We start from the raw sequence: 25,214 nt of genomic DNA, 5'->3' as shown, positions 1-25,214 counted from the left end.
CGGCGGCAGCCGGGAGAACACAGCAACAGCCAAACTGCATGCCCGTGCGTACGCACCGGGCCGTCAAAGGAGCCTAGACATGACTGGCATTGTCCGTATCGACGACGAGGTGCTCGGCGTCGAGGAATTCGTGCGGCTGCTCAAGCTGACCGGGCAGTTCGAAGGGCTGGTCGAGCAGATGGTGCGCGACAAGCTGACCGTGCACGCCGCGAAGCGTCAGGGCATGGTGGTCACGCCCGACGAAATCCAGGAGCGCGCCGACCAGTTCCGCCGCGTGCAGGGGCTGCACCGCGCTGCAGACATGAACCACTACCTCGATGCGCTCAATGTCAGCCTCGACGAGTTCGAGGCGTTCATCACCGACAACCTGTACCAGGAACGGATGATGGAGCAGGTCTGCAGCGACGCCGCGGTGCAGGAGTACTTTGCGCTGAACTCGCCGCGCTTCGACAGCATCGAGGTCAGCCATATCGTGGTCGACAGCGAAGGCAAGGCCAAGGAACTGATCTCGTACCTGCAGGACGATCCCGAGGCGTTCGCCGACATGGCGCGCGAACATTCGATCGCCGACACGCGCGAGCACGGTGGCGAGATCGGCAAGGTGCTGCGCGGCTCGCTCAAGACCGATATCGAGGCCAAGGTGTTCAACGCGGAGCCGGGTGACCTGCTGGGGCCGTTTCCCGCGCCGGACCGCTCCTTCTTCGAAGTCTTCCTGGTGCGCGCCAAGCATCCCGCCACGCTCGACAGCGAAGTGGCGGTGGAAGTGCGGCGCCTGCTGCGCGAAGACTGGCTGATGGGCAGGGCGCAGGAACATGTCATCGAAGCCCGCTAGCGAGTCCGGCGAAGCCTCCGCCGCGGCCGCCGCCCCGGCTGCCCCGACTGCGTCGGAAAGGCCCGAGGGCGGCTCCGCGCTGGCCGCTTTCCTCGCCGGCGTGGAAATCCTGTCGGTGCTGACGCCGGAGGAACTGGCGCGCCTGGCCGATGCTGCGCAGGTGCTGACCTTTGGCTTTGGCGATACCGTCTGCAATGCCGGCGACGCGGCGGCCGGCCTGTTTATCGTCAAGTCGGGGTCCGTGCGCGTGTTCAACGAAGAACACGGCAAGGAAATCAGCATGGGCGTGCGCAAGGTTGGCGAGGTCTTTGCCGATATCGCGCTGCTGCGCGAGTACCGGCATGAATCGTCGGTGCGCGCGTCGGGCAAGACCGAACTGCTGATGATCCCGCGCAGCGTTGCCGAGCCGGTGGTCGCCGGCAACCCGGCCGCGCTGGCCTTTGTCACCAGCTATGTCGCGATCAGTTCCGCCGGCGGCTTTGTCGCGCGGCTGTTCGACCTGCGCGGCAAGCTCGACAAGCAGGAACTGGCCGATGCCGTGCGCAGCGTGGGCGTCAAGCGCGTCAGTGCCGGCAAGGAGATCCTGAAGCAGGACGGGCGCGAGGACCGGCGCCTGTACGTGGTGCGCCAGGGCACCGTGCGCGTGGTGCGCAGCGAAGAGGGCAGCGAGTTTCCGCTGGCGACGCTTGGCCAGGGCGATATCTTCGGCGAGCGCGCCTGCGTGATGCGGCAGGAGCAGCTGGCCGCGGCCGTCGCCGAGACTGACGTGCGGCTGCTGGTCATCCCCGAGAAGACCGTGCAGCTGATCCTGGAGCGCAATCCGCGCCTGCGCGAGGTGCTGGAAGAACGCATCCGCGCGCTCGACCGCGAGCTGCATCGGCAGAAGAAGCTGGCCGAGCGGCGCAAGCGCCCGGTGCTGCTGGACCTGCATTCGAAGCCGGAACTGGGCGAAAAGCTGATCCGCCGCTTCGGCCTGGTCGAGCAGGCCGAGGAGATGGACTGCGGCGCCGCCTGCCTGGCGATGATCTGCCGGCACTACGGCATCCCGATGACGCTGGGCAAGCTGCGCGAGCTGGCCAACGTGACCACGCAGGGCGCCACGCTCGACAGCCTGGCGCGCGCCGGCGAGGCGCTGGGCTTTACCACACGCGGGGTGCAATGCACGCGCGACTCGCTGATGGGCTTCGAGCTGCCGTTCATCGTGCACTGGGAGGGCTACCACTACGTGGTGGTGTACGGCATCTCGTCGCGCTGGGTGTGGGTGGCCGATCCCGCCATCGGCTTCCGCAAGATGAGCGCGGAGGAGTTCGAGCGCGGCTGGAGCGGCACCTGCCTGCTGTTCTCGCCGGGCGAGAGCATGACGCAGCTGTCGGTGCAGCGCTCGCCATGGCTGCGCTTCATCGGCTACCTGGCGCCGTACAAGAAGATCCTGGCGCACCTGTTCCTGGCCACCTTCGTGATCCAGATGCTGGGCGTGGTGCCGCCGCTGATCATCCAGAACATCCTCGACGGCGTGGTCGTGCACCAGAACGTGGGGCTGCTGCACCTGCTGATCGCTGGGCTCATCATTGCCAACGTGTTCTCGCAGCTGATGTCGACGATCCGCGCGTACCTGGCCAACTTCATGGTGCGCAACATGGATTTCGCCATGATGTCGCATTTCTTCAAGCACACCATGTCGCTGCCGCTGTCGTTCTTCGCCAAGCGCAAGACCGGCGACATCTTCGCGCGCTTCCAGGAGAACCAGACCATCCGCGCCTTCCTGACCGAGTCGACGGTGACCACGGCGCTGAACCTGCTGATGGTGTTTATCTACTTCACCATCATGTTCCTCTACAACGTCAAGCTGACGCTGCTGCTGATCGCCTTCGTGATCCCGATCGCGGCGCTGACGGTGGTGGTGACGCCCAAGGTCAAGACCTATGCGCGCGAGGTCTTTGCCACGTCGACCGATGCCAAGGCCTACCTGATGGAAACGCTGGGAGGCGCGGAGACCGTCAAGGGCATGGGCATCGAGCGTCCGGTGCGGCTGCGCTGGGAGCGCAAGTACACCAAGGCGCTGGAGTCGCAATACAAGGCGCAGGCTTTCCATATTCTGGTGGGGCTGGTGAGCCAGCTGCTCAATGCCGCCACCACCATCGCGGTGCTGTGGGTCGGCGCGACGCTGGTGCTCGAGCGCGAGCTGACCATCGGCCAGCTGATTGCCTTCAACGCCTTCATGGGCAGCGTGCTGGCGCCGCTGATGGGCCTGGTCGCGCTGTGGAGCCAGCTCAACGATGCGGCCGTGGCCATGGAGCGGCTCGGCGACGTGCTCGACCTGGAGCCCGAGCAGAAGCCGCAGGACGTGCTGTCGCGCGTGATGCTGCCCGACCTGCAGGGCGAGATCGTGATGAAGGACCTGTACTTCCGCTATGGCGGCGAGGACACGCCCTACGTGCTGGAGAACATCAGCTTCACCATCCGGCCGGGCGAGATGGTCGCCATCGTCGGGCGCAGCGGCTCCGGCAAGACCACGCTGGCCAAGCTGCTGGTGGGCTTCTACAAGCCGACCGAGGGTTCGATGTCGGTGGACGGCTACGACCTCAACGTGATCGACGCCGCGTTCTACCGCGCGCAGGTCGGCTATGTGATGCAGTCCAACCTGCTGTTCTCCGGCACCATCGCCGAGAACATCGCCTGCGGCGACGACAGCCCGGACCGGCGCCGCATCGAGGAAGTGGCGCGCATGGCCGACGCCCATGCCTTTATCAGCAAGCTGCCGCTCGGCTACGAGCAGGTGGTGGGCGAGCGCGGCATGGGCTTGTCGGGCGGGCAGATCCAGCGGCTGTGCATCGCCCGCGCGCTGTACCACGACCCGCGGCTGCTGGTGTTCGACGAGGCGACCTCGGCGCTGGACACGCAATCCGAAAGCAACATCCTGGCGAACATGCAGGAGATCCTGCGCGGGCGCACCGCGGTCATCATCGCGCACCGCCTCAGCACCATCATGCAGGCCGACAAGATCCTGGTGCTGTATGAAGGCGCGATCGTCGAGCAGGGCCGGCATGATGAGCTGCTGGAGCGCAAGGGCATGTATTTCCAACTGGTGCAGAAGCAACTGAGCGCAGCATGAAGCTATACAACCAGGGTGCCACCCCCGCCTCGGTCACTTCGCCGGTGTCGTTCGCCGGCCTGATCGAGAAGATCGAGATCCTGCGCTCGACGCTGCGCTGGGCGTCGCGCCTGGACCGCCCCGAGATCGAGAAGCTGCTCAAGCAGGCCACCACGCTGCGCGACGAGGTCATGGGGCTGTCCCACAAGGAGCGCTTCGTGCAGGCGGCGTCATCTGCTGAAAGCTCGGCCGAAAGCGCGGACGGGGCTGCGCCGCCGCAGCAGGAAGTCGAACGCATGCCGCGCGAACGGCGGCAGGCGCTGATGGAGCGCAGCTTTATCTTCGAGGGAACCTTTGGCGACAACCCGAAGCTGCTCGAAGCCCTGGAAATTGCCGAGAAGGCCGCGCCGACCGACCTGCCGGTGCTGATCGACGGCGAGAGCGGCACCGGCAAGGAGCTGATGGCCAAGGTGATCCACGCCAACGGTTCGCGCACCGACAAGCCGTTCATCTCGGTCAACTGCGGCGCGATCCCCGACAGCCTGCTCGAATCCGAACTGTTCGGCCACAAGAAGGGCGCCTTCACCGGCGCCAGCAACGACCGGCGCGGCAAGTTCGAAAGCGCGCATACCGGCACCATCTTCCTCGACGAGATCGGCGAGCTGCCGCTGACCGGGCAGGTCAAGCTGCTGCGCGTGCTGGAAGCGCACGAGATCCAGCGCGTGGGCTCTGACGAGATCATCTCGGTGGATGCGCGCATCGTCGCCGCCACCAACAAGGACCTGCGCAAGATGAGCGAGGCCGGCACCTTCCGCGAAGACCTGTTCTACCGCCTGAGCGTGATCCATGTCAGCCTGCCCGCGCTGCGCGAGCGGCACGACGAGATCCCGCTGCTGGTGTCCTACTTCAGCGACGAGGCCGCCAGCATGCTCAAGCGCGCTCCGGTCCGGCTGACGCCGCGGCTGCGCGAGTTCCTGCTGCACTACGACTACCCCGGCAATATCCGCGAGCTGCGCAACCTGATGTATCGGCTCTCATGCCTGGCCGGCGACACCGCCGACCTGGCGCAACTGCCGCAGGACCTCCGGCCCAGGCCGGCGGCGCTGGCGGTGGTAGGGGCGGCGGGGGCAGCAGGGGGAGCGGGGGCCGACATCGCCATGCCGACCTCGCTCAGCGAGGCCAAGCGCGCGGCCAGCGACGAAGCCGAGCGCGCCTTCCTGGAGCGCGGGCTGCAGGAAGTCGGCGGCACCGTTGCCGAGCTGGCGCGGCGCTTCGATATGAACCGCTCGCACGTGCAGATGCTGCTGAAGAAGCACGGCATCCATTCCAAGGATTTCCGCGCCAGCCGGCAGGCGGAAGCGAGCAAGGGGTAGGCGCGGCGCTCAGGTGTCCAGCTCGGGATTGACCAGCGTCTTGTCGCCGTAAGGATCGGCGGCGCGGATCACCACCACCGAGATGTTGTCGCGCCCGCCGGCATCGAGCGCCATCTTCAGCAGCGTCTGCGCGGCCTGCGGCGGATCCTGTTGCGCCAGCACCGCGGCGATGTCGGGGTCGTCGACCTCATTGCTCAGGCCGTCGCTGCACAGCAGGAAGACGTCGCCATCGGCAACTTCGGTCAGCAGCTGCTCCGGCGCCAGCGTTGCCGCGGCGCCGACGGCGCGCGTGATGGTGTTCTGCGCGGGATGGTGGCGCGCCTGCTCGGGCGTGATCAGCCCGCGCGCCAGCAGGCGCTCGACCTGGTTGTGGTCGCGCGTCAGCCGCACCAGCTCGCCGCCGCGCAGCCGGTACAGCCGGCTGTCGCCCGCCCACAGGCAGCCGCAGCGCCGGTCGCCGGCGAGCAGCACCACCACCGTGCTGCCGATGCAGCGCACCCCCAGCCGCGCGGCTTCGTCGACCAGCGCCAGGTTGACGCCCTGCATCGCCGCGCGCGTGGCCTCCATCCGGTCTTCCAGCAGCGGCTGCGGCGGCAGCGCGGCCAGCGCCTGGACCACGGCCTGGCTGGCGAAGTCGCCGACGGCGTGTCCTCCCATGCCGTCGGCGACCGCCCACAGCTGCTGCGCGGGCAGGTCCAGGCACGCATCCTCGTTGCGTTCGCGTACGCGGCCGACGTCGGTGCAGGCCGCCGAGGTCCACTGGAAGTGCGAATCGAAACCCAAAACTAGCCTCCGCTCCGCATCGCGCCCTTTGTTCCTTTGCTGCCCATCTCATGCCCCGACGCGCCGGGGCATGCCACGACGGTTGCTCAGACCAGGCGGCCGTCGTTCCTCGCGCCCTGGTCGCCCTGGACGCTGATGTTGGAGTTGGGCGCGTTGTTGCGGATATCGATGTTCTGGAACTGGTTGTTCATCTGATCAGCATAGAAGCTGTAGTTGATCTCGTAAAAGTTGAACACCGCGCCGGCCGGCACCGGCGACGACGGCACGAACGGGCGGATCCACCCGAACACCCACTGCCCGCCGGCACCGCGCACGCGGGCCATGGCGTCGGATGCAAGTTCGCGGCAGCTGGCAAGATCGTGGATAGCTAGGGTGGCCATGTTTCTGTCTCCGGGTAGTGGCGGCGTGGTGCCGGGCGGTACCGGAATACAGCAAGGCGCGTGCCAGCGGTCGCGGCCGCTCGCCCGGCTGGCGGCAGGTCGCCGTGCGGTGCGGATTGGGGGACGGCGGCACGGCCTCGCGCCATCGGGCGGACCGGTAATAGCGTTGGCCTGGCACCGACACCATTGCGAACACATGTCGGAAATTCCCCGCCACTGTTCCGCACACCGGTAAAACCCGCGCCAGCCGTAATACTCCTCTGTTATGTGCCGCAGACCACCGATGCGGCGCGCGCCCCGCAGCGACACTGGGCCCTCACGCATCCTGCGAGGGCGTCATGCTGATCCTGCCGACGATCGTCGAACCCCTCAACCGGCTCGGACTGAGCATCGTCCGGACGCCTTTCTGGGGACACCGGGAGATATGCGTGACGGACGACTTCGGCAACCTCACCGAATGCGAGTCGCTCGGACAGGCGCTGGCGTTCGCGGCGGATATCCACTCGCACTGAGGCGCGCGGCGCCTCACTTCCGGCAAGAGGATTTTGATATACTCCCCTCCTGCTTCAGGGTCCCCTCGCCGTAGTTCAATGGATAGAACGAGCGCCTCCTAAGCGCTAGATACAGGTTCGATTCCTGTCGGCGGGACCACAGCCTCCATCCAGTTCTTCCCCTCCCGGCTCGATGACCATTGGCGCGCTAGTTGCGCCCTGCTTGCCTATACTTCCGCAGAGGCAAAGGTTGCGTTCCGGGCACCTGCCGGCCGCAGCCTTGCCATACAGGGAGATCGCCATGGCACGCGTCGGACTTCTCGTACGTTCACTGGTGTTGTTGCCGCTTCTCGGGCTCGCCGGCTGCATCTCGGTGCAGCGAACCGTTGCTGATCCGCCGCCGAGCGGCCGTACGGTCATCGTACCGCCGGGCTCTACCGTGACATGTACGCCTGGGCCGTGCGAGGTTCGGTAAGTATTCCGGCTGCCAGCAATCAAGCCGGTTGCACTTTACGGCCTGGGCATGGCGTTGCTCAGTGCGCGCTCGTCTTCGAAAAAAGCTGAATCACCGCGACGCCGGCAATAATCAGGCTGATCCCCAGGCAAGCCGCCAGATCGGGGATCTGCCGGTACAGCACCACCGCGATCAGCGTTACCAGCACGATCCCGGCTCCGCTCCAGATTGCATACGCGATCCCTACCGGCACGGTCCGCATCACCATCATCAGGAGCCAGAACGCGGCCACGTAGCCGCCCACCACCAGCACGCTCGGCAAAAGACGCGTAAATCCTTGCGAGGCCTTCAGGCTGCTGGTGGCGATGACTTCGGCGACGATGGCGAGGGCGAGGAGCAGGTATCCGTTCATGGCTGGGGCTGGAAATCGGGAGGCGGCATCGCGCCAAACCGGCATCTTAGCGCCGCCGCCATGTTGCGCCAAAGCCTCGTCCCTCCGTTGCGGTGGTTGTGCGAAGCGCCATTGCGGTTTTGAATGGAACAAAATACAGAACAAGGCACGCCCTGCGGCGTGCGTGACTGGCAGTCGCGGTATTGCGGCCTGACCAAGCCGGCACGAACCTGACGATGCCGGCGGCTGGCTTTTGGGGTAAGGGGAGCGGTATGAATCACACCGGCATCGACGGCACGGCCGCCTTGACGACCACGCAGTCCGGGGAGCCGGAGCCGGACGCGACGCCGTGGCAGGACACCATCGCCGCGGCGGACCATGCGTTGGAAGAAGCCACGCGCATCCAGCGGGGCGTGCAGCACAACATGAAGCTGATGCAGGAGGTCAGGTCGCTGCGAGAAGAGCTGCGCAAGGCCCATGCGGAAATCGACCGCTACCGGGGCATGCATGCGCGGGTGGTGGTCGGCATGCGCCAGCTGGAAGACGACCACACCGGGACGATGAGCCGGTTCAAGGCAGAGAGCGAGATGCTGCTGGTGCGCCACCGGGTCTACAAGCTGATGGCCGAGCACTACGCGCGCATGGCGTTGCGGCTGGACCCGCAGACCTTCGCCACGCACCGCGACCGCGTGCTGCAGCACATCCTGTTCCAGCGCCGCAAGGGCGTGCCGCCCGATGCGGTCAGCGCCGCCGACGTTGCCTTCCTGATGCTGTAGCGGCGCCTTGGGGGGGCGTTCAGGGTGCCCGGGCCGTTCACGCGGTCCAGGCGGTCACGCCGCGCGCTGGCGCAGCACGTAGAACGCCAGCATGCCGCCGACCACGCCCCAGAACGCCGAGCCGACGCCAGCCAGGGTCATGCCCGAGGCGGTGATCATGAAGGTCAGCAGCGCGGCTTCGCGCTCGGCCGGCGTCTGCATGGCAACGGTCAGGCCGTTGGCGATCGAGCCCAGCAGCGCGAACGCCGTGACGCCGACCACCAGCGCCTTGGGGAAGGCGGCGAACAGCGCGGCGATACTCGCGGCCAGCGTGCCCGCCACCAGGTAGCCGATGCCGCAGACTACCGCCGCGGTATAGCGGCGGTTGCGGTCCGGGTCGGCCTGCGGGCCGGTGCAGATGGCCGCGGTGATCGCCGCCAGGTTGATGCCGTGCGAGCCGAACGGCGCCAGCGCGGCCGACGCCAGCCCGGTCACGGCGATCAGGCGCGAGGCCGGCACGTGGTAGCCGTCGGCGCGCAGCACCGCCAGCCCGGGGATGTTCTGCGACGCCAGCGCGACGATAAACAGCGGGATCGCCATGCTGATGAAGGCCGACAGGGAGAACGCCGGCGTGGTCCACACCGGCACCGCCAGTTCCAGCCGCAGGCCGGAGAAGTCAAGCTGGCCGAGCGCGCCCGCCACTGCCACCCCCGTCAGCAGCACGCCAGGCACCGCGTAGGCGGGCCACAGCTTCTTCCCCAGCAGGTAGGCGGCGAACATCGCCAGCAGCAGCACGGTCTGGTGCTGCGCCTGCACGAACACATCCACGCTGATGCGGAACAGGATGCCGGCGAGCAGCGCCGAGGCAATGCTGGCCGGCAGCGCCCGCATCAGCTTGTCGAACCACCCGGTCATGCCGGCGGCCACCATCAGCAGCGCGGCCATCAGGAAGGCGCCGATTGCCTCGGGGTAGGGCACGCCGGGCAGGCTGGCGATCAGCAAGGCCGCGCCAGGGGTGGACCACGCCACCACGATCGGCATGCGCGCAGCCAGCGACAGGCCGACCGTGGTGACGCCCATGCCGATCGACAGCGCCCAGATCCACGACGAGATCTGCGCGTCGGTCAGGTGCGCGGCCTGGCCGGCCTGGATCATCAGCACCAGCGAGCTGGTATAGCCGGTCAGCGTGGCGACCAGTCCGGCGACGAGCGCGGAGACGGACAGGTCGGAAAGTTTCAGCGAAGCGGTGGTCATCGGGGAGGCGCGGAACGGGGCACGCACATTGGCAGGCCGACATCTTCGCACGAGTGCCTTGGCCGTACCATCCGGCGCGCCTTCCCCTGGCCGCGTCAGTCTGACACCTTGTCGCTCGGGAACTTGAACGAGTCGCGCAGCAGGTAGCTCATCGGGATATCGAGCCGGATGCCGTGCGGCGGAATCGGCGCCTGGAACCACTTGCGGTACAGCCGCTGCGTGTCCTGGTCGTAGATCGACGCCACCAGCGTCTTGTCGACCAGCTGCTTGAAGGCTGCGTCGTGGCGCGACAGCATGATGGCGTAGGGCTCGATGGTGAGCAGGTCGCCGGTGACGCGGTAGTCGTCCGGGTGCGCGGCGTTGGCGCGCAGGCCATAGAGCAGCACGTCATCCATCACGAAGGCATCGGCCTTGCCGGCCTCGACCATGGCGAAGGCCTGGGCGTGGTCCCTGGCCTCGACCAGCCGCAGCTGCAGCGCGCCGGACTCATCCATCTTGCGCAGCGTTGCCAGCGGCGTCGTGCCCGTGGTCGAGACCACGGTCTTGCCGCGCAGGTCCGGCCACCTGCTGATGCCAGACGCCGCCTTGACCAGCATGCGGCTGCCGGCAATGTAGTGCGGGATGGTGAAGGCGACCTGCTCGCGCCGCTCGCGGTTGTTGGTGGTGGAACCGCATTCCAGGTCGGCCTTGCCCTCGACAATGGCCGGGATGCGGCTGGCCGGCGTGACCGGCACCCAGTCCACGCGCAGCGACGGCAGCTTCAGCGCGCCGCGTACGGCGTCGGCGACCTTCAGGCACAGGTCGACGGCATAGCCGAGCGGCTTGCCGTCGACGACAAAGGAGAACGGCACCGAACTTTCGCGGTGGGCGATGCGGATGGCGCCGGTCTGCCGTATCCGGCGCAGCACCGGCGCGCCGCCGGACGGCGCCGTGGCGTCAGTGTCGGCGGTGGTGGTCGCGGTGGCGGCGGTGGATGGCGCCGGCATGGCCGCGGCCAGCATCGCCACCGCCAGCGCGGCCAGGGCAAGGCATGAAGAGACGGGCGCGCGCTTCCCGCAGGAAGGCAGGCGCCCCGGACCCGGATCGAACATGTAACCCCCGTACAAAGATGACTGGAACCGGGCGCGGGCGGCCGAATGCCGACCACCCGTTCCCTCTTCTGGCCGGCTGTGGCGCCGGCTCTGCGTTGTCTTGCTGGTCGTGCCGGCACCCAGGGTGCAGGACGAGCCATTGTTCCACGCGGCGCCGGGTGCGGACAACTGCCGGCGCGGCAATCGTGCCCGGCGAGCAACGCCCGGGTTGACGGGACTTTCCCTTACGGAGTTGTCCGACTGGAGCGGGAACGGGCGCATTGATATTCTGTTTGCGTGCCTTGCGAGCAGGGCACCGAGGAGAGACTCTTGGGCCCGCACCGCGCGGGCCCTTCTTTTTTTGGGCCGCCTGCCGGAGGGCGCCTGCCGGCCGGGGTCGTCTACAATGCGGGCTGCCGCGCCGTGCCCGGCAAACATCCCCGTCCCATCCGGCTCCGTCTTTCCATTCGTCGTCTTCTCCCATGGCCCTGTTTTCCATCACCGACGCCCAGCTCGCCTTCGGGCACGTGGCTTTGCTCGACCACGCCGATTTCTCGCTGGAGGCCGGCGAGCGCGTGGGCCTGATCGGGCGCAACGGCTCGGGCAAGTCCTCGCTGCTGAAGATCGTGGCCGGGCTGTCGGCGCCGGACGACGGCCTGATCGCGCGCCAGAGCGGCGTCACCAGCGCCTACGTGCCGCAGGAGCCGCAGTTCGAGCCGGGCATCACCGTGTTCGACGCGGTGTCGCAGGGCATGGGCGACGCGCACGACCTGCTGATGCGCTATGAGGCCGCCGCCGATCGCGTCGCCGAGCATCACGACGACGAAGCGGCGCTGGCCGAACTGCACCGGCTGCAGTCCGAGCTGGACGCCGCCGGCGCCTGGCAGCTGCGCACCCGCGTCGAAACCACGCTGGCCCGGCTGGGGCTGGATTCGCACACGCGCGTCGACGCGCTCTCCGGCGGCCTGCAGAAGCGGGTGGCGCTGGCGCAGGCGCTGGTCGCCGAACCCGACATCCTGCTGCTGGACGAGCCCACCAACCACCTCGACGTGGAAGCCATCCGCTGGCTGGAAGACCTGCTGCTGTCGTTCCGCGGCAGCGTGCTGCTGATCACCCACGACCGCGCCTTCCTGGACCGCGTGGCCACCCGCATCGTCGAGCTGGACCGCGGCCGGCTAGTGTCTTTCCCCGGCAACTTTGCCGCCTACCAGGCGCGCAAGGAAGAAATGCTGGCCGCCGAGCAGGTCGAGCAGGCCAAGTTCGACAAGCTGCTGGCGCAGGAAGAAGTGTGGATCCGCAAGGGCGTGGAGGCGCGCCGCACGCGCAGCGTGTCGCGCATCCAGCGGCTGGTGGCAATGCGCACCGAGCGCGCCGCGCGCCGCGAAGTGCAGGGCAACGTCAAGCTGGAGGTGTCGCAGGCCGACCGCTCCGGCAAGATCGTGTCCGAACTGACCGACGTGAACAAGGCCTATGGCGACAAGGTGGTGGTGCACGACTTCACCGCCACCATCATGCGTGGCGACAAGGTCGGCCTGATCGGCCCCAATGGCGCCGGCAAGACCACGCTGCTGCGCCTGATCCTGGGCGAGCTGCCGCCGGACAGCGGCACGGTGCGCAACGGCAGCAACCTGCAGGTGGCGTACTTCGACCAGATGCGCACCGCGCTCGACCTGGAAAAATCGCTGGCCGACACCATCAGCCCGGGCAGCGACTGGGTCGAGGTCAACGGCCAGCGCAAGCACGTGATGAGCTACCTGGGCGACTTCCTGTTCGCGCCGGAGCGCGCGCGTTCGCCGGTCAAGTCGCTGTCGGGCGGCGAGCGCAACCGGCTGCTGCTGGCGCGGTTGTTCGCGCGGCCGGCCAACGTGCTGGTGCTGGACGAGCCGACCAACGACCTCGATATCGATACGCTCGAGCTGCTGGAAGAACTGCTGCAGGACTATAGCGGCACGGTGTTCCTGGTCTCGCATGACCGCGCGTTCCTGGACAACGTGGTGACGTCCACCATCGCCGCCGAGGGCGAAGGCGTGTGGCGCGAGTCCGTGGGGGGTTATTCCGACTGGGTCGAGCAATCGGCCCGCGCCGCCGCGATCCAGGCTGCGAGCAAGTCGGAGCAGAAGTCCGCTGAGCCGGCCAAGGGCAAGGATTCGCGCGAGGCGCGCGGCGCCAACCGCTCGGTCAAGCTGTCATACAAGGAGCAGCGCGAGCTGGACGGCCTGCCGGAGCGCATCGCCGCGCTGGAAACCGAGCAGAAGACGATCTCGGGGCAGTTGGAGGATGGCTCGCTTTATGTCAGCGACGCGGTCAAGGCGGCGCAGCTCGCCACGCGGCATGATGAGATCGAGATGGAATTGCTGGAGGCGCTGGAGAGGTGGGAGGTGTTGGAGGGGAAGGTGAAGGGGGAGGGGTAAAGGGGTTGGGGATTTGGGGGGCTGTTGTGGCTGTTGATGACATGCTGTCGGCCGTTGAACCGCCTGGTTCCGCCCTCCTGGGCGGGTAACTTTTTGTCCGAGCGACAAAAAGTCACCAAAAAGCGCGTTTACGGCCCTGCGGGCGGCCACTCTTATCGTAGTGGGTGGAGGCTTTCGTATGGGGCTTTGCTTCGTTGCAGGGCAGGGCTGCCTGACGCCCTGGTGCGCCACGGTGGCTTGGGATTGATGCGGTGATTGAACGAGCCCAGAGCTGTGGGTGGCCCCTGCTGCAGGCGGCATGGTAGGAACGCCTACGGCTGCGCTGCGCGCCGGCCCTAAAGGCAGGGTTGCCGCCGACGTCCTCGCCCGGCTTCGGGCCCGGCGTCTTTCACGACGGCGCTGTGCGAGCGCAGCGACGCACTCCGTGCCCGTGCCCTAAATCCTGGATACTGCCGGCGCGCAGCGCAGCCGAAGGCGTTCCTGCGTTGACGCCGGCAGCAGGCGGCCTACGCGCTGCATGGGGATCGTTCAATAATGGGTCGACGCAGCCACCGTCCCAAACTCACCTGGCGTAGCAGGTCCGAACCACTAGCCACATCGAACGGAAATCACCACCGCCAGAACCACCCACACCGCCAACTTGATAGCCAGCCGCTCAGGCGACGCGCTTTTTGGTTACTTTTTGTCGCTCGGACAAAAAGTGACCCGCCCAGCAGGGCGGAACCAGGCGGTTCAAAGGCCGACGGCACGTCATCAACGGCGATAACACAGCCGCAACGGCCGACAGCATGTCATCAACGGCGATAACACAGCTTCAACGGGCCGACAGCATGTCATCAACGGCGATAACACAGCTTCAACGGCCGACAGCATGTCACCAACCGTAGCGCCCAACCCTCACCCACACCACGCCAGCACCATATTCGTCAGATCGACCACAAACGAAGGCCGCAAATACCCCACGAACCCAAGCGCCAGCACCCCCGCCAGCGCCGCCAGCAAGGCTGCCTTCGCCATGCGCGCGCGGGCCGCCGCCATCACGCCGCCGCCGGCTGGGCCCGCACCAGCGCCTGCTCGCGGATCGGCAGGTTGACCAGCGCCGCCATCACGCCCAGCCCGATCGAGATCAGCCACACCGTGTTGTACCCCCCGGTGCGGTCATAGAGATAGCCCCCCAGCCATGCGCCCAGGAAGCTGCCGATCTGGTGAGAGAAAAACACCACCCCCGACAGCATCGACAGGTACTTCACCCCGAACACCTGCGCGATGATGCCGTTGGTCAGCGGCACCGTCGACAGCCAAAGGAAGCCCATCAGCGCCGCGAACACCCAGGTGCTGGCCACCGTCAGCGGCAACAGCAGGTAGCCGGCGATCACGACCGCGCGCGCCAGGTAGATGAACGCGAGCAGGTAGCGCTTGGGCAGCCGCTGGCCCATGGCGCCGGCGGTATAGGTGCCGAACACGTTGAACAGCCCGATCAGCGCCAGCGCCACCACGGCCACCTTCGGGTCGGTCAGGCCCTGGTCCTTCAGGTACGGCGCCAGGTGCACGCCGATAAACACCACCTGGAAGCCGCACACGAAGTAGCCCAGCGTCAGCAGCTGGAAGTTGCGGTTGCTGAAGGCTTCATGGATAGCCTGGCCGATGGTCTGGTGCTGGCCGGCGCCGTGCGCCATCTCGGGCGGTTCGCGCAGGGTCAGCGCCAGCGGCAGCATCACGCAGGCCATCAGCGCCATCACGTACAGCGCGTTCTGCCAGCCCAGGCCGGAAATCAGCCCCTGTTCCACCGGGATCATCAGGAACTGCCCGAACGAGCCCGCCGCGGCGGCGATGCCCATCGCCCACACGCGCTTCTCCGGGCTGGCCACGCGGCCGATCACGCCGTAGACGATGCTGTAGGTGGTGCCGGACTGGGCGATGCCGATCATCACCCCGGCGCCGGTGGCAAAGGCCGTGCCGCTGGTCGCCAGCGCCATCACCACCAGGCCCGCCACATAGAGCGCGACGCCGATCAGCATGATGCGCAGCGCGCCGAACTTGTCGGCCAGCGCGCCGGCGAAGGGCTGGCTGGCGCCCCACATCAGGTTCTGCAGCGCCAGCGCGAAGGCGAAGGTCTCGCGGTTCCAGCCGTGCGCCTGCGTGATCGGCAGGTTGAACAGGCCGAAGCCGTGGCGGATGCCCATCGAGAGCGTTACGAGCAGGCCCCCGCACACCAGCACGGTGGTCAGGGAAAGTTGTCGGTTTTGCATGTCTTGGCTCGGTGTGCGGCTGGCCGCGCGGTGGCGCGGCGCCGGCATGGATTGTCTGTGCTTGTTGTGGACCGTGCCGGGACGGCAATCTGGCTTGCCATGGGCCGGGTGGTGGCGAGTTTACCCCGGACGCGGAAAACGCGTACGCCGGCCCCCTGAAGCCGCCGGCGCGGCAAAAAGTGGCGGTGCCGCGGCAAATGCGGCGCCGGCACCGGCGGCAGCGGCAAGCGCTTTTCAGCGGGAATACAGCCCCGCGCATCCATTACAATGCAGTGCCCGGTGCCCCGGCGCGTGCACAGTTGTACGCCCGCGGCAGCCGGGACATCCACTTTCGTAGCGACTCCATGGCGAGCAAAACCAGTCAGTACAGCGAATCTTCCATCCGGGTCCTGAAGGGCCTGGAGCCGGTCAAGCAGCGCCCCGGCATGTACACCCGGACCGACAACCCCCTGCATATCGTGCAGGAGGTGATCGACAACGCCTCCGACGAGGCCCTGGGCGGCCACGGCTCCGAGATCCTGGTGACCCTGCACCGCGACGGCAGCGTCAGCGTGGAGGACGACGGCCGCGGTATCCCGGTGGGCATCCACCCGGAAGAAGGCGTGCCGGTGGTCGAGATCGTCTTTACCCGGCTGCATGCCGGCGGCAAGTTCGACAAGGGCAAGGGCGGCGCCTATGCCTTCTCGGGCGGCCTGCACGGCGTCGGCGTGTCGGTCACCAACGCGCTGTCGACGCAGCTGGACGTGACTGTCTGGCGCGACGGCATGTGCTCCACGCTGACCTTCTCCGGTGGCGACGTGACCGTGCCGCTGGCTTCGCGCAAGTTCGAGCGCGGCGAGAAGAAGAACGGCACGCGCGTGCAGGTGTGGCCGGATGCCAAATATTTCGATTCGGCGGCGATCCCGCAGGCCGAACTGCAGCGGCTGCTGCGCAGCAAGGCCGTGCTGCTGCCGGGCGTCAAGGTCACGCTGGTGCTCGAGAAGAGCGGCGAAACCCAGACCTGGCAGTACGACCAGGGCCTGAAGGGCTACCTGGTCGAAGCGCTGGCGCAAGGCAGCGGCTCGGAGTTAGTAATCCCGATGTTCGAGGGCGAGCACTTTGCCGACCCCGACGCCAACCCGGGCGAGGAAGGCTTTGCCGACGGCGAAGGCGCGTCGTGGGTGGTGGCCTGGACCGAGGACGGCGCGCCGGTGCGCGAGTCCTACGTCAACCTGATCCCCACGCCGGCCGGCGGCACGCACGAGTCCGGCCTGCGTGAGGGCCTGTTCCAGGCGGTCAAGAGCTTTATCGAGATGCACGCGCTGCAGCCCAAGGGCGTCAAGCTGATGAGCGAAGACGTGTTCGCGCGCGCCTCGTTCGTGCTCTCGGCCAAGGTGCTCGACCCGCAGTTCCAGGGCCAGATCAAGGAACGCCTGAACAGCCGCGACGCGGTGCGGCTGGTCTCCACCTTCAGCCGCCCGGCGCTGGAGCTGTGGCTGAACCACCATGTCGAGTACGGCAAGAAGCTGGCCGAGCTGGTGATCCGCCAGGCGCAGGCGCGCACGCGCGCGGCGCAGAAGGTCGAGAAGAAGAAGGGCTCCGGCGTGGCCGTGCTGCCCGGCAAGCTGACCGACTGCGAGTCCACCGACGTGACCCGCAACGAGCTGTTCCTGGTCGAGGGCGATTCCGCCGGCGGCTCGGCCAAGATGGGCCGCGACAAGGAATTCCAGGCCATCCTGCCGCTGCGCGGCAAGGTGCTCAACACCTGGGAGACCGAGCGCGACCGCCTGTTCGCCAACAACGAGGTGCACGACATCGCGGTGGCGATCGGCGTGGATCCGCATGGCGCCAACGACGAGCCCGACCTGTCCAACCTGCGCTACGGCAAGATCAGCATCCTGTCGGATGCGGACGTGGACGGCGCGCATATCCAGGTGCTGCTGCTGACGCTGTTCTTCCGTCACTTCCCCAAGCTGATCGAGGCCGGCAACGTCTATGTGGCGCGTCCGCCGCTGTTCCGTGTCGATGCCCCCGCGCGCGGCAAGAAGCCGGCGCAGAAGCTGTATGCGCTGGATGAAGGCGAACTCGTGGCCATCCAGGACAAGCTGGTCAAGGACGGCGTCAAGGATGGCAGCTGGCAGATCTCGCGCTTCAAGGGCCTGGGCGAGATGAGCGCCGAGCAGCTGTGGGAAACCACCATGAATCCCGACACGCGCCGCTTGCTGCCCGTGACGCTGGGCGAATTCGACCTGCCGCAGACCGTGGAGATGATGAACATGCTCATGGGCAAGGGCGAGGCCGCGCAGCGCCGCAGCTGGCTGGAAGAGAAGGGCAACGAGGTCGAGGCCGATATCTGATGCCGGAGCGCCGGCCCGCGATTGGGGCGATAATCCCCCGGTTCGCCCGACCAGCAGGAACGCACGATGACGACGAAACCCCCCGGCAAACCATGGCGCAATGCGGCAGCCGCCGTGCTGGCGCTGGCCGGGCTCGCCTGTGCGCCGGCGGCGCACGCCGAGCTGTGGGGCTTTATCGACGCCGACGGCGTGGCGCACTTTGCCGACCAGAAGCTGGACGCGCGCTACAAGCTCTTCATGAGGGACGGCGGCAAGCTCGACAGCGCGCGGCTGGCGGCGCTCCAGCGGGGCAGGGCGCAGGCTGGCGCGGACGGCGCCGGCGATGTCGACCTCGAGCAGCACAAGCTCTACCGCTACGTCGTCAACCATCCCAACATCAAGACCGTCGAGCCGCTGATCCACCAGATCGCCAGCAAGCAGGACGTCGATCCCGCGCTGGTCAAGGCGGTGATGGCGGTGGAATCGGGCTTCAATCCCGGCGCGGTCTCGCCCAAGGGCGCGATCGGGCTGATGCAGGTGATTCCCGACACCGGCGCGCGCTTTGGCGTCAGCGCCGACCAGCGCCGCACGGTCGAGCAGAAGCTGGCCGACCCGCGCACCAACATCACCGCCGGCGTGCGCTACCTGCGCTGGCTGATGCAGCTGTTCCCGAACAACCTTGAGCTTGTGCTGGCGGCCTACAACGCGGGCGAGGGCGCGGTGCAGCGCTACAACAACCGGATTCCGCCGTACCCCGAAACGCAGCAGTATGTCAGCACCGTGCTGCAGTTTTACCGGTTCTACCAACCCGCGCAGGGCGCGCGGCCGATGCGCGCCAGTGCTACTGCCGACGGGCCGCGCGTGAAGATGGTGATTGGCGGGCGGCGCGACATGCCCTGACCGGCGTGACTGAACAACAAGCAACCCGGCGCGCTGCTTCAATAAGGCGCGCCGAATTCTTGCCTATCCATGGAACAACAAGACATCACGTTTCAATCTGAAGAGCCGGCCGATTCGCTGACACTGGCCCGCTACGCCGAGCGCGCCTACCTCGATTACGCCGTCAGCGTGGTCAAGGGCCGCGCGCTGCCGGAAGTGGCCGACGGCCAGAAGCCGGTGCAGCGCCGCATCCTGTTCTCGATGCACGAGATGGGCCTGCGCGCGGATGCCAAGCCGGTCAAGTCAGCACGCGTGGTCGGCGACGTGCTGGGCAAGTTCCACCCGCACGGCGACCAGTCCGCCTATGACGCGCTGGTGCGCCTGGCGCAGGACTTCTCGCTGCGCTACCCGCTGATCGACGGCCAGGGCAACTTCGGCTCGCGCGACGGCGACGGCGCGGCGGCGATGCGCTACACCGAAGCGCGCCTGACGCCGATCTCGCGGCTGCTGCTCGACGAGATCGACCAGGGCACGGTCGACTTCATCCCCAATTACGACGGCTCGATGCAGGAGCCGAAGCTGCTGCCCGCACGGCTGCCGTTCGTGCTGCTCAATGGCGCCTCGGGCATCGCGGTCGGCATGGCCACCGAGATCCCGCCGCACAACCTGCGCGAAGTCGCCGCGGCCACCGTGGCGATGATCCGCAACCCGAACATCTCGCTGGCCGAGCTGCTGGCGCTGATGCCGGGGCCGGACTATCCCGGCGGCGGCCAGATCATCTCGCCGGCGGTGGACATTGCCCAGATCTACGAGAACGGCCGCGGCAGCCTGAAGGTGCGCGCGCGCTGGACCATCGAGGAAATGGCGCGCGGCCAGTGGCAGATGGTGGTGAACGAACTGCCGCCGAACACATCTGCGCAGAAGGTGCTGGAAGAGATCGAGGAAATCACCAATCCCAAGATCAAGGCCGGCAAGAAGGCGCTGACGCCGGACCAGCAGCAGCTCAAGGCCACCGTGCTGGCGGTGCTGGACGCGGTGCGCGATGAGTCCGGCAAGGACGCGCCGGTGCGGCTGGTGTTCGAGCCCAAGAGCAAGAACATCGACCAGCAGGAGTTCATCCAGGCGTTGCTGGCGCATACCAGCCTGGAGTCGGGCGCGCCGATCAACCTGGTGATGATCGGCACCGATGGCCGCCCGCGGCAGAAGGGCCTGCGCGAGATCCTGGGCGAGTGGATCGCGTTCCGCTTCGACACGGTCACGCGCCGCACGCGCCATCGCCTGGGCAAGGTCGAGGACCGCATCCACATCCTCGAAGGCCGGATGCTGGTGCTGCTCAATATCGACGAGGTGATCCGCATCATCCGCGAGAGCGACGAGCCCAAGCCCGCGCTGATCGAAGCCTTCGAGCTGACCGACCGCCAGGCCGAGGACATCCTGGAAATCCGCCTGCGCCAGCTGGCGCGGCTGGAAGCGATCAAGATCGAGAAGGAACTGAAGGACCTGCGCGAAGAGCAGGCCGACCTGGACGTGCTGCTCAAGTCCGAGACCATGATGCGCCGTCGCATCATCAAGGAGATCGAGACCGACGCCAAGCAGTACAGCCCGGAAGACAAGGATCCGCGCCGCACGCTGATCCAGGAACAGCGCCGCGCCGCCGCCGAAGTGCGCGTGATCGACGAGCCGGTGACGGTGATCATGTCGCAGAAGGGCTGGGTGCGCACGCGCCAGGGCCATGGCCACGATCCGCAGCAGTTCACCTTCAAGGCGGGCGATGCGCTCTACAACACCTTTGACTGCCGCACCGTCGACGTGCTGCTGGTGTTCGGCACCAATGGCCGGGTCTATTCCGTGCCGGTCTCCAGCCTGCCGGGCGGGCGCGGCGATGGGGTGCCCATCACCACGCTGATCGAGCTGCAGTCCGGCAGCCAGGTGGCGCACACCTTTGCCGGCAGCGCCAGCCAGCGCATGCTGATCGCCACGGCCGGCGGCAACGGCTTCCTGACCACGGTGGGCGACATGACCGGCCGGCAGAAGGGCGGCAAGTCGTTCCTGACGCTGGACGACGGCGATGCCCAGCTGCCGCCGGCGCCGATCGGCGACGAGGCCACGCATGCGGCCTGCCTGTCCGGCAACGGACGCCTGCTGCTGGTGGCGCTGGACGAGGTCAAGGTGCTGTCGGCCGGCGGCCGCGGCGTGATCCTGATGGAGCTGGAGCCCAAGGAGAAGCTGCTGCAGGCGGTTGCCGTGGGCGCGCCGGGGCTGATGCTGTCAGGCGCGGGCCGCGGCGGCAAGCCTTCGTCGCAGAAGCTGGCCGGGCAGTCGCTGCTGCCTTATGTCGGCAAGCGCGCGCGCAAGGGCAAGCAGATCGAGGCCAGGCTGAAGGAACCGAGGATCGATCCGGTGCGGGTGGAGCCAGCCGGCGGCAATTGAGTGGCCTGCTGGTTTGCTCCCCTCTCCCGCTTGCGGGAGAGGGGCAGGGGGTGAGGGCAGGCGGTGGCATACCGCAGGCTTGACTTCGAAGACGCTCCTGCCCTCACCCCAACCCTCTCCCGCAAGCGGGAGAGGGAGCCCCCAATCCGGCGGGCAACGTCTCAATCCACCCCCACAAACCCCCCCGTCTGATGCGCCCACAGCCGCGCATACAGCCCCCCATGCGCGAGCAATTCCGCATGCGTGCCGCTCTCCACGATATGCCCGTTGTCCAGCACCACCAGCCGGTCCATGCGCGCGATCGTCGACAGCCGGTGCGCGATGGCAATCACCGTCTTGCCTTGCATCAGCGTTTCCAGGCTGTCCTGGATCGCCGCTTCCACTTCTGAATCCAGTGCCGAGGTCGCTTCGTCCAGGATCAGGATCGGCGCGTTCTTCAGCAGCACTCGCGCGATTGCGATGCGCTGGCGCTGTCCGCCTGACAGCTTCACGCCGCGCTCGCCCACCTGCGCTTCCAGTCCGGTATTGCCGTGGGCATCGACCAGGTTGGGAATGAACTCGTCCGCGCGGGCGCCATGCAGTGCTTCGGTCAGCTCGGCCTCGGTGCTGGAGGGTTTGCCGTACAGCAGGTTCTCGCGGATCGAGCGGTGCAGCAGCGAGGTGTCCTGCGTCACCATGCCGATCTGCGCACGCAGGCTTTCCTGCGTGACATCGGCGATGTCCTGCCCATCGATCAGGATGCGGCCGCTTTCCACGTCATAGAGCCGCAGCAGCAGGTTGACCAGCGTCGACTTGCCGGCACCGGAAGGGCCGACCAGGCCGATCTTCTCGCCCGGGCGGACCGTCAGGTTGACGCCTTCGATCACGCCCGAGCCCTTGCCGTAGTGGAACCCCACCTGCTCGAAGCGGACTTCGCCCTGTGTGACGCGCAGCGGCTGCGCGTTGGCGCGGTCGGTGACCTTGCGCGGCACGGCGATGGTCTTCATGCCGTCCTGCACCTGCCCGACGTTCTCGAAGATGCCGTTGACCACCCACATGATCCAGCCGGACATATTGTTGATGCGGATCACCAGCCCCGTGGTCAGCGCGATCGCGCCCGTGGTGACATGCCCCGTGCTCCACAGCCATACCGCCAGCCCGGTGGTGCCGGCGATCAGCGCGCCGTTCATCGCGGTGATGGTGACGTCCATGCCGCTGACCATGCGCCCGGCCAGCCGCGTCTTCTCGGTCTGCTCGGCCATGGCGTCGCGTGCGTAGTCTTCTTCCTGCCGGGTATGGGCGAACAGCTTGAGCGTGGTGATGTTGGTATAGCCGTCGACGATGCGCCCCATCAGCCGCGAGCGCGATTCGGTGGCGACCACCGAGCGCTCCTTCACGCGTGGCACGAAGTACAGCAGCGCGGCCACGTAGCAGACGATCCACAGCAGCAGCGGGATCATCAGCCGCCAGTCGGCCTGCGCGAACAGCACCAGCGAACTGACCGCGTAGATCACCACGTGCCACAGCGCGTCGACCGCCTGCACGGCGGAGTCGCGCAGCGAGAAGCCGGTCTGCATGATGCGCTGGGCGATGCGCCCGGCAAAGTCGTTCTGGAAGAACGACAGGCTCTGCTTGAGCACGTAGCGGTGGTTCTGCCAGCGGATCAGGTTGGACAGGCTGGGATTGATGACCTGGTGCACCAGCACGTCGTGCAGGCCAAAGAAGATGGGACGCAGCAGCACTGCCACCACCAGCATCCACAACAGCTCGTTGCGATGCCGGGTGAAGAATTCCGCGCCGGGCGTGCTCTGCGCCATGTCGACCAGCCGGCCGAGGAAGCTGAACAGCGCCACCTCGATCAGCGCGCCGACCAGCCCCACCAGCAACAGCAGCACGAACACGCCCCAGACTTCGCGCAGGTACCAGGTGTAGAAGCGCAGGACCTGGCCTGGCGGCTCGCGGTCGGGCATGGGACGGAAGGGGTCGATCAGTCTTTCCAGGCGACGCAACATGGCAGGATTCCCGTTGTGTGCCACGGCACGCCCAGTCGGCCGTTTTGTCCTTGCGGGATCCCGGGGGCGCTTGCGGCGGATCAGACGCAACATGATACGCGCGTTGCCCAATGGAAAAGCCCCGCCAGCGGCGGGGCTTACTCTGAAACGCTATGCCGAAACTGCTGCGGCGGCAGGGCAATCAGGGATGGTGGATCACCATGTGCGTGAACGGCGGCACGTAGGCCTGGAGCGTCACGAACAGGCCCACCAGGATCGCCAGCACGATCGAGTGGAAGAACACGTAGCGCAGGATGTCACCTTCGTGGCCGTACCACTTGGTCGCCGTGGAGGCCACCACGATGGACTGCGCGTCGATCATCTTGCCCATCACGCCGCCCGAGCTGTTGGCCGACGCCATCAGCACCGGCGACAGGCCCAGCTGCTCGGCGGTGGTCTTCTGCAGGCCGCCGAACAGCACGTTCGAGGCCGTATCCGAGCCGGTCAGCGCCACGCCCAGCCAGCCCAGCATGGTGCCGAACAGCGGGTAGAACACGCCGGTGTGGGCGAAGGCCAGGCCCAGCGTGGCATCGAGGCCCGAGTAGCGGGTCAGGTAGCCGACGCCGAACATCGCGCAGATGGTCAGCAGCGAGTAGCGCACCAGCTTGATGGTTTCCCAGTACTCCTTGAACAGGCGCGGCACCGAGTAGCCCATCAGCAGGCCGCCGGCGATCGCCGAGACAAAGATGCCGGTGCCGGCCATCGACAGCACGTTGAAGTTGAACACGGCGCCTTCGATGACTTCCTTGGGCACCACTGGCGGCACCTTGACGATGGCCTTGTCGAGACCCGGCACCGGGAATTTCCAGGCCCACAGGCTATCCATCAGCTTCTTGAACTCGGGGATGCCCCAGACGAACACGAACACCGTCAGGATCACCCACGGCATCCAGGCCTTCGCCACCGAGATGCCGGCCGCGGCGGCGCTGGCGCGGGCGTCGGCTTCGAGCGCTTCGGGGTGGTCGACCTTGGAGTCATCGTGGCGGCCGAGGATCTTGGTCGAAGTCCAGATTTCCTTCGGATGCCAGACCTTCAGGAACAGCGTCAGCGAGCCCATCGACACCAGTGCCGCGATCACGTCCACCAGCCACGGGCCATGGAAGTTCGACACCAGGAACTGCGGGATGGCGAAGCTCACGCCCGCGACCAGGATCGCCGGCCAGATCGCCAGCATGCCGCGGAAGCCGGCAAAGGCCCAGATCAGCCAGAACGGCACGATCACCGAGAAGAACGGCAGCTGGCGGCCGATCATGGCCGACAGGTCGAGCAGGTCCAGCCCGGTCACCGAGGCCAGGCCGATGATCGGCGCGCCCAGCGCGCCATAGGCCACCGGCGCGGTATTGGCGATCAGCGCCAGCCCCGAGGCGGCCAGCGGCGAGAAGCCCAGCCCGATCAGGATGGCGCCGGTCACGGCCACCGGCGTGCCGAAGCCGGCCGCACCCTCGAAGAAGGCGCCGAAGCTGAAGGCCACCAGCAGCAGCTGCAGGCGGCGGTCCTCGGTGATGCCGGAGATCGAGTTCTGCAGCACCTTGAATGATCCGTTCAGCGTGGTGAGCCGGTGCAGGAAGATGATGTTCAGCACGATCCAGCCGATCGGGAACAGCCCGGAGACAATGCCCAGCCCGGCCGCCTTGCCGGCCATCGCGGCCGGCATGCCGAACACCGTCGATGCCACGACGATGCCGATCACCAGCGCCAGCCCGGCTGCCAGGTGTGCCTGCATATGAAAGAACGCCAGCGCTGCCAGCAGCACGGCGACCGGAATGCCCGCGGCAATGGTCGACAGCGCCATATTGCCCAGCGGGTCATAGACTTGACTCCACACGATCGAAATCCTCCTCAGGTTGGCTCGGGGGCCCGGGCGATCTGCGTGCCCTGGGCAACCCGCTTGCGCTTTGCACCGGCATGCGGCATCCGCCGCGCGCGGGAAAGAACCAGCGATTGTAGAAACGGGTTCCGTGTTCGCTGACGTACATTGCGTCATGCCTGGCATGAGCCACATTCAGGGATCAGGGTTTCCCTGGGG

17 protein-coding genes and 1 tRNA gene are annotated in these 25,214 nt (G+C 67.1%); 10 read left to right on the top strand and 8 right to left on the bottom strand.

Features of this window, described 5'->3' with window-relative positions:
* Window positions 1-79: 79 nt before the first annotated feature.
* The 3 genes from VSR71_RS01795 to VSR71_RS01785 are packed head-to-tail and all read left to right on the top strand — an operon-like array spanning window position 80 to window position 5,296.
* Complete coding sequence (locus tag VSR71_RS01795; protein WP_209759944.1) at window positions 80-832, top strand: peptidylprolyl isomerase; 753 nt, start codon at window positions 80-82, stop codon at window positions 830-832.
* A complete protein-coding gene (locus VSR71_RS01790) occupies window positions 813-3,944 on the top strand; it encodes a peptidase domain-containing ABC transporter (RefSeq protein ID WP_342912228.1) in 3,132 nt (1,043 codons plus the stop codon). The genes VSR71_RS01795 and VSR71_RS01790 overlap by 20 nt, the downstream gene beginning before the upstream one ends.
* Window positions 3,941-5,296 (top strand): sigma-54 interaction domain-containing protein, encoded by a 1,356-nt coding sequence (locus tag VSR71_RS01785; protein WP_342912227.1) that lies wholly within the window; start codon window positions 3,941-3,943, stop codon window positions 5,294-5,296. Before VSR71_RS01790 ends, VSR71_RS01785 begins: the two co-directional genes overlap by 4 nt.
* A 9-nt stretch (window positions 5,297-5,305) precedes the next feature.
* Here VSR71_RS01785 and VSR71_RS01780 read toward each other — a convergent pair whose 3' ends face one another.
* Both VSR71_RS01780 and VSR71_RS01775 read right to left on the bottom strand, forming a co-directional pair.
* Window positions 5,306-6,079: a PP2C family protein-serine/threonine phosphatase gene (locus tag VSR71_RS01780; protein WP_342912226.1), complete on the bottom strand. Its 774-nt coding sequence runs from the start codon at window positions 6,077-6,079 to the stop codon at window positions 5,306-5,308.
* A gap of 86 nt (window positions 6,080-6,165) precedes the next feature.
* Window positions 6,166-6,459: a hypothetical protein gene (locus VSR71_RS01775; protein WP_029045595.1), complete on the bottom strand. Its 294-nt coding sequence runs from the start codon at window positions 6,457-6,459 to the stop codon at window positions 6,166-6,168.
* Between the two features lie 338 nt (window positions 6,460-6,797).
* On the opposite strand from VSR71_RS01775, the gene VSR71_RS01770 reads away from it, so the two are divergent.
* Together VSR71_RS01770 and VSR71_RS01765 are read left to right on the top strand one after the other, a co-directional pair.
* On the top strand, window positions 6,798-6,971 hold the full coding sequence (locus VSR71_RS01770; protein ID WP_342912225.1) for a hypothetical protein: 174 nt from the start codon (window positions 6,798-6,800) through the stop codon (window positions 6,969-6,971).
* Between the two features lie 64 nt (window positions 6,972-7,035).
* A tRNA-Arg gene (locus tag VSR71_RS01765) sits at window positions 7,036-7,110 on the top strand.
* Between the two features lie 373 nt (window positions 7,111-7,483).
* Here VSR71_RS01765 and VSR71_RS01760 read toward each other — a convergent pair.
* Window positions 7,484-7,816 (bottom strand): DMT family transporter, encoded by a 333-nt coding sequence (locus VSR71_RS01760; RefSeq protein ID WP_342912224.1) that lies wholly within the window; start codon window positions 7,814-7,816, stop codon window positions 7,484-7,486.
* A gap of 251 nt (window positions 7,817-8,067) precedes the next feature.
* On the opposite strand from VSR71_RS01760, the gene VSR71_RS01755 reads away from it, so the two are divergent.
* On the top strand, window positions 8,068-8,571 hold the full coding sequence (locus VSR71_RS01755) for a hypothetical protein (RefSeq protein WP_342912223.1): 504 nt from the start codon (window positions 8,068-8,070) through the stop codon (window positions 8,569-8,571).
* A 54-nt stretch (window positions 8,572-8,625) separates the two neighbouring features.
* Here VSR71_RS01755 and VSR71_RS01750 read toward each other — a convergent pair whose 3' ends face one another.
* Together VSR71_RS01750 and VSR71_RS01745 are read right to left on the bottom strand one after the other, a co-directional pair.
* The gene (locus VSR71_RS01750) at window positions 8,626-9,804 is read right to left on the bottom strand and encodes a benzoate/H(+) symporter BenE family transporter (RefSeq protein WP_342912222.1); all 1,179 of its coding nucleotides are present in this window, start codon (window positions 9,802-9,804) and stop codon (window positions 8,626-8,628) included.
* Window positions 9,805-9,899: 95 nt separating this feature from the next.
* Entirely contained in the window at window positions 9,900-10,790 is an 891-nt protein-coding gene (locus tag VSR71_RS01745) for an amino acid ABC transporter substrate-binding protein (protein WP_428979341.1), read from the bottom strand.
* A 566-nt stretch (window positions 10,791-11,356) separates the two neighbouring features.
* On the opposite strand from VSR71_RS01745, the gene VSR71_RS01740 reads away from it, so the two are divergent.
* Window positions 11,357-13,285 (top strand): ATP-binding cassette domain-containing protein, encoded by a 1,929-nt coding sequence (locus VSR71_RS01740; RefSeq protein ID WP_342912220.1) that lies wholly within the window; start codon window positions 11,357-11,359, stop codon window positions 13,283-13,285.
* 1,037 nt (window positions 13,286-14,322) lie between these two features.
* Here the strand turns inward: VSR71_RS01740 and VSR71_RS01735 are convergent.
* Window positions 14,323-15,534 (bottom strand): MFS transporter, encoded by a 1,212-nt coding sequence (locus VSR71_RS01735; protein WP_342912219.1) that lies wholly within the window; start codon window positions 15,532-15,534, stop codon window positions 14,323-14,325.
* Between the two features lie 344 nt (window positions 15,535-15,878).
* On the opposite strand from VSR71_RS01735, the gene VSR71_RS01730 reads away from it, so the two are divergent.
* The 3 genes from VSR71_RS01730 (at window position 15,879) to parC (ending at window position 21,158) form a co-directional block, all read left to right on the top strand.
* Window positions 15,879-17,870, top strand: a complete 1,992-nt coding sequence (locus VSR71_RS01730; protein ID WP_342912218.1) for a DNA topoisomerase IV subunit B — start codon at window positions 15,879-15,881, stop codon at window positions 17,868-17,870.
* Window positions 17,871-17,936: 66 nt separating this feature from the next.
* Window positions 17,937-18,749, top strand: coding sequence for a lytic transglycosylase domain-containing protein (locus VSR71_RS01725; RefSeq protein ID WP_342912217.1), 813 nt, complete (start codon window positions 17,937-17,939; stop codon window positions 18,747-18,749).
* Between the two features lie 69 nt (window positions 18,750-18,818).
* Window positions 18,819-21,158, top strand: a complete 2,340-nt coding sequence (gene parC / locus VSR71_RS01720; RefSeq protein ID WP_342912216.1) for a DNA topoisomerase IV subunit A — start codon at window positions 18,819-18,821, stop codon at window positions 21,156-21,158.
* Window positions 21,159-21,319: 161 nt separating this feature from the next.
* Here the strand turns inward: parC and VSR71_RS01715 are convergent, their stop codons facing one another.
* Window positions 21,320-23,149 carry an ABC transporter ATP-binding protein gene (locus tag VSR71_RS01715; RefSeq protein ID WP_342912215.1) on the bottom strand — a complete coding sequence of 610 codons (1,830 nt, stop codon included), beginning with the start codon at window positions 23,147-23,149 and terminating at the stop codon, window positions 21,320-21,322.
* Between the two features lie 181 nt (window positions 23,150-23,330).
* Window positions 23,331-25,013, bottom strand: coding sequence for an L-lactate permease (locus VSR71_RS01710; RefSeq protein WP_342912214.1), 1,683 nt, complete (start codon window positions 25,011-25,013; stop codon window positions 23,331-23,333).
* Between the last annotated feature and the right edge of the window lie 201 nt (window positions 25,014-25,214).

This window comes from Cupriavidus oxalaticus (genome assembly GCF_038900635.1).
GTDB classification, from domain to species: Bacteria; Pseudomonadota; Gammaproteobacteria; order Burkholderiales; family Burkholderiaceae; genus Cupriavidus; species Cupriavidus oxalaticus_B.
The sequence above is the reverse complement of the archived record's forward strand: the minus strand, read 5'-3'. Positions and strand labels throughout refer to the sequence as shown.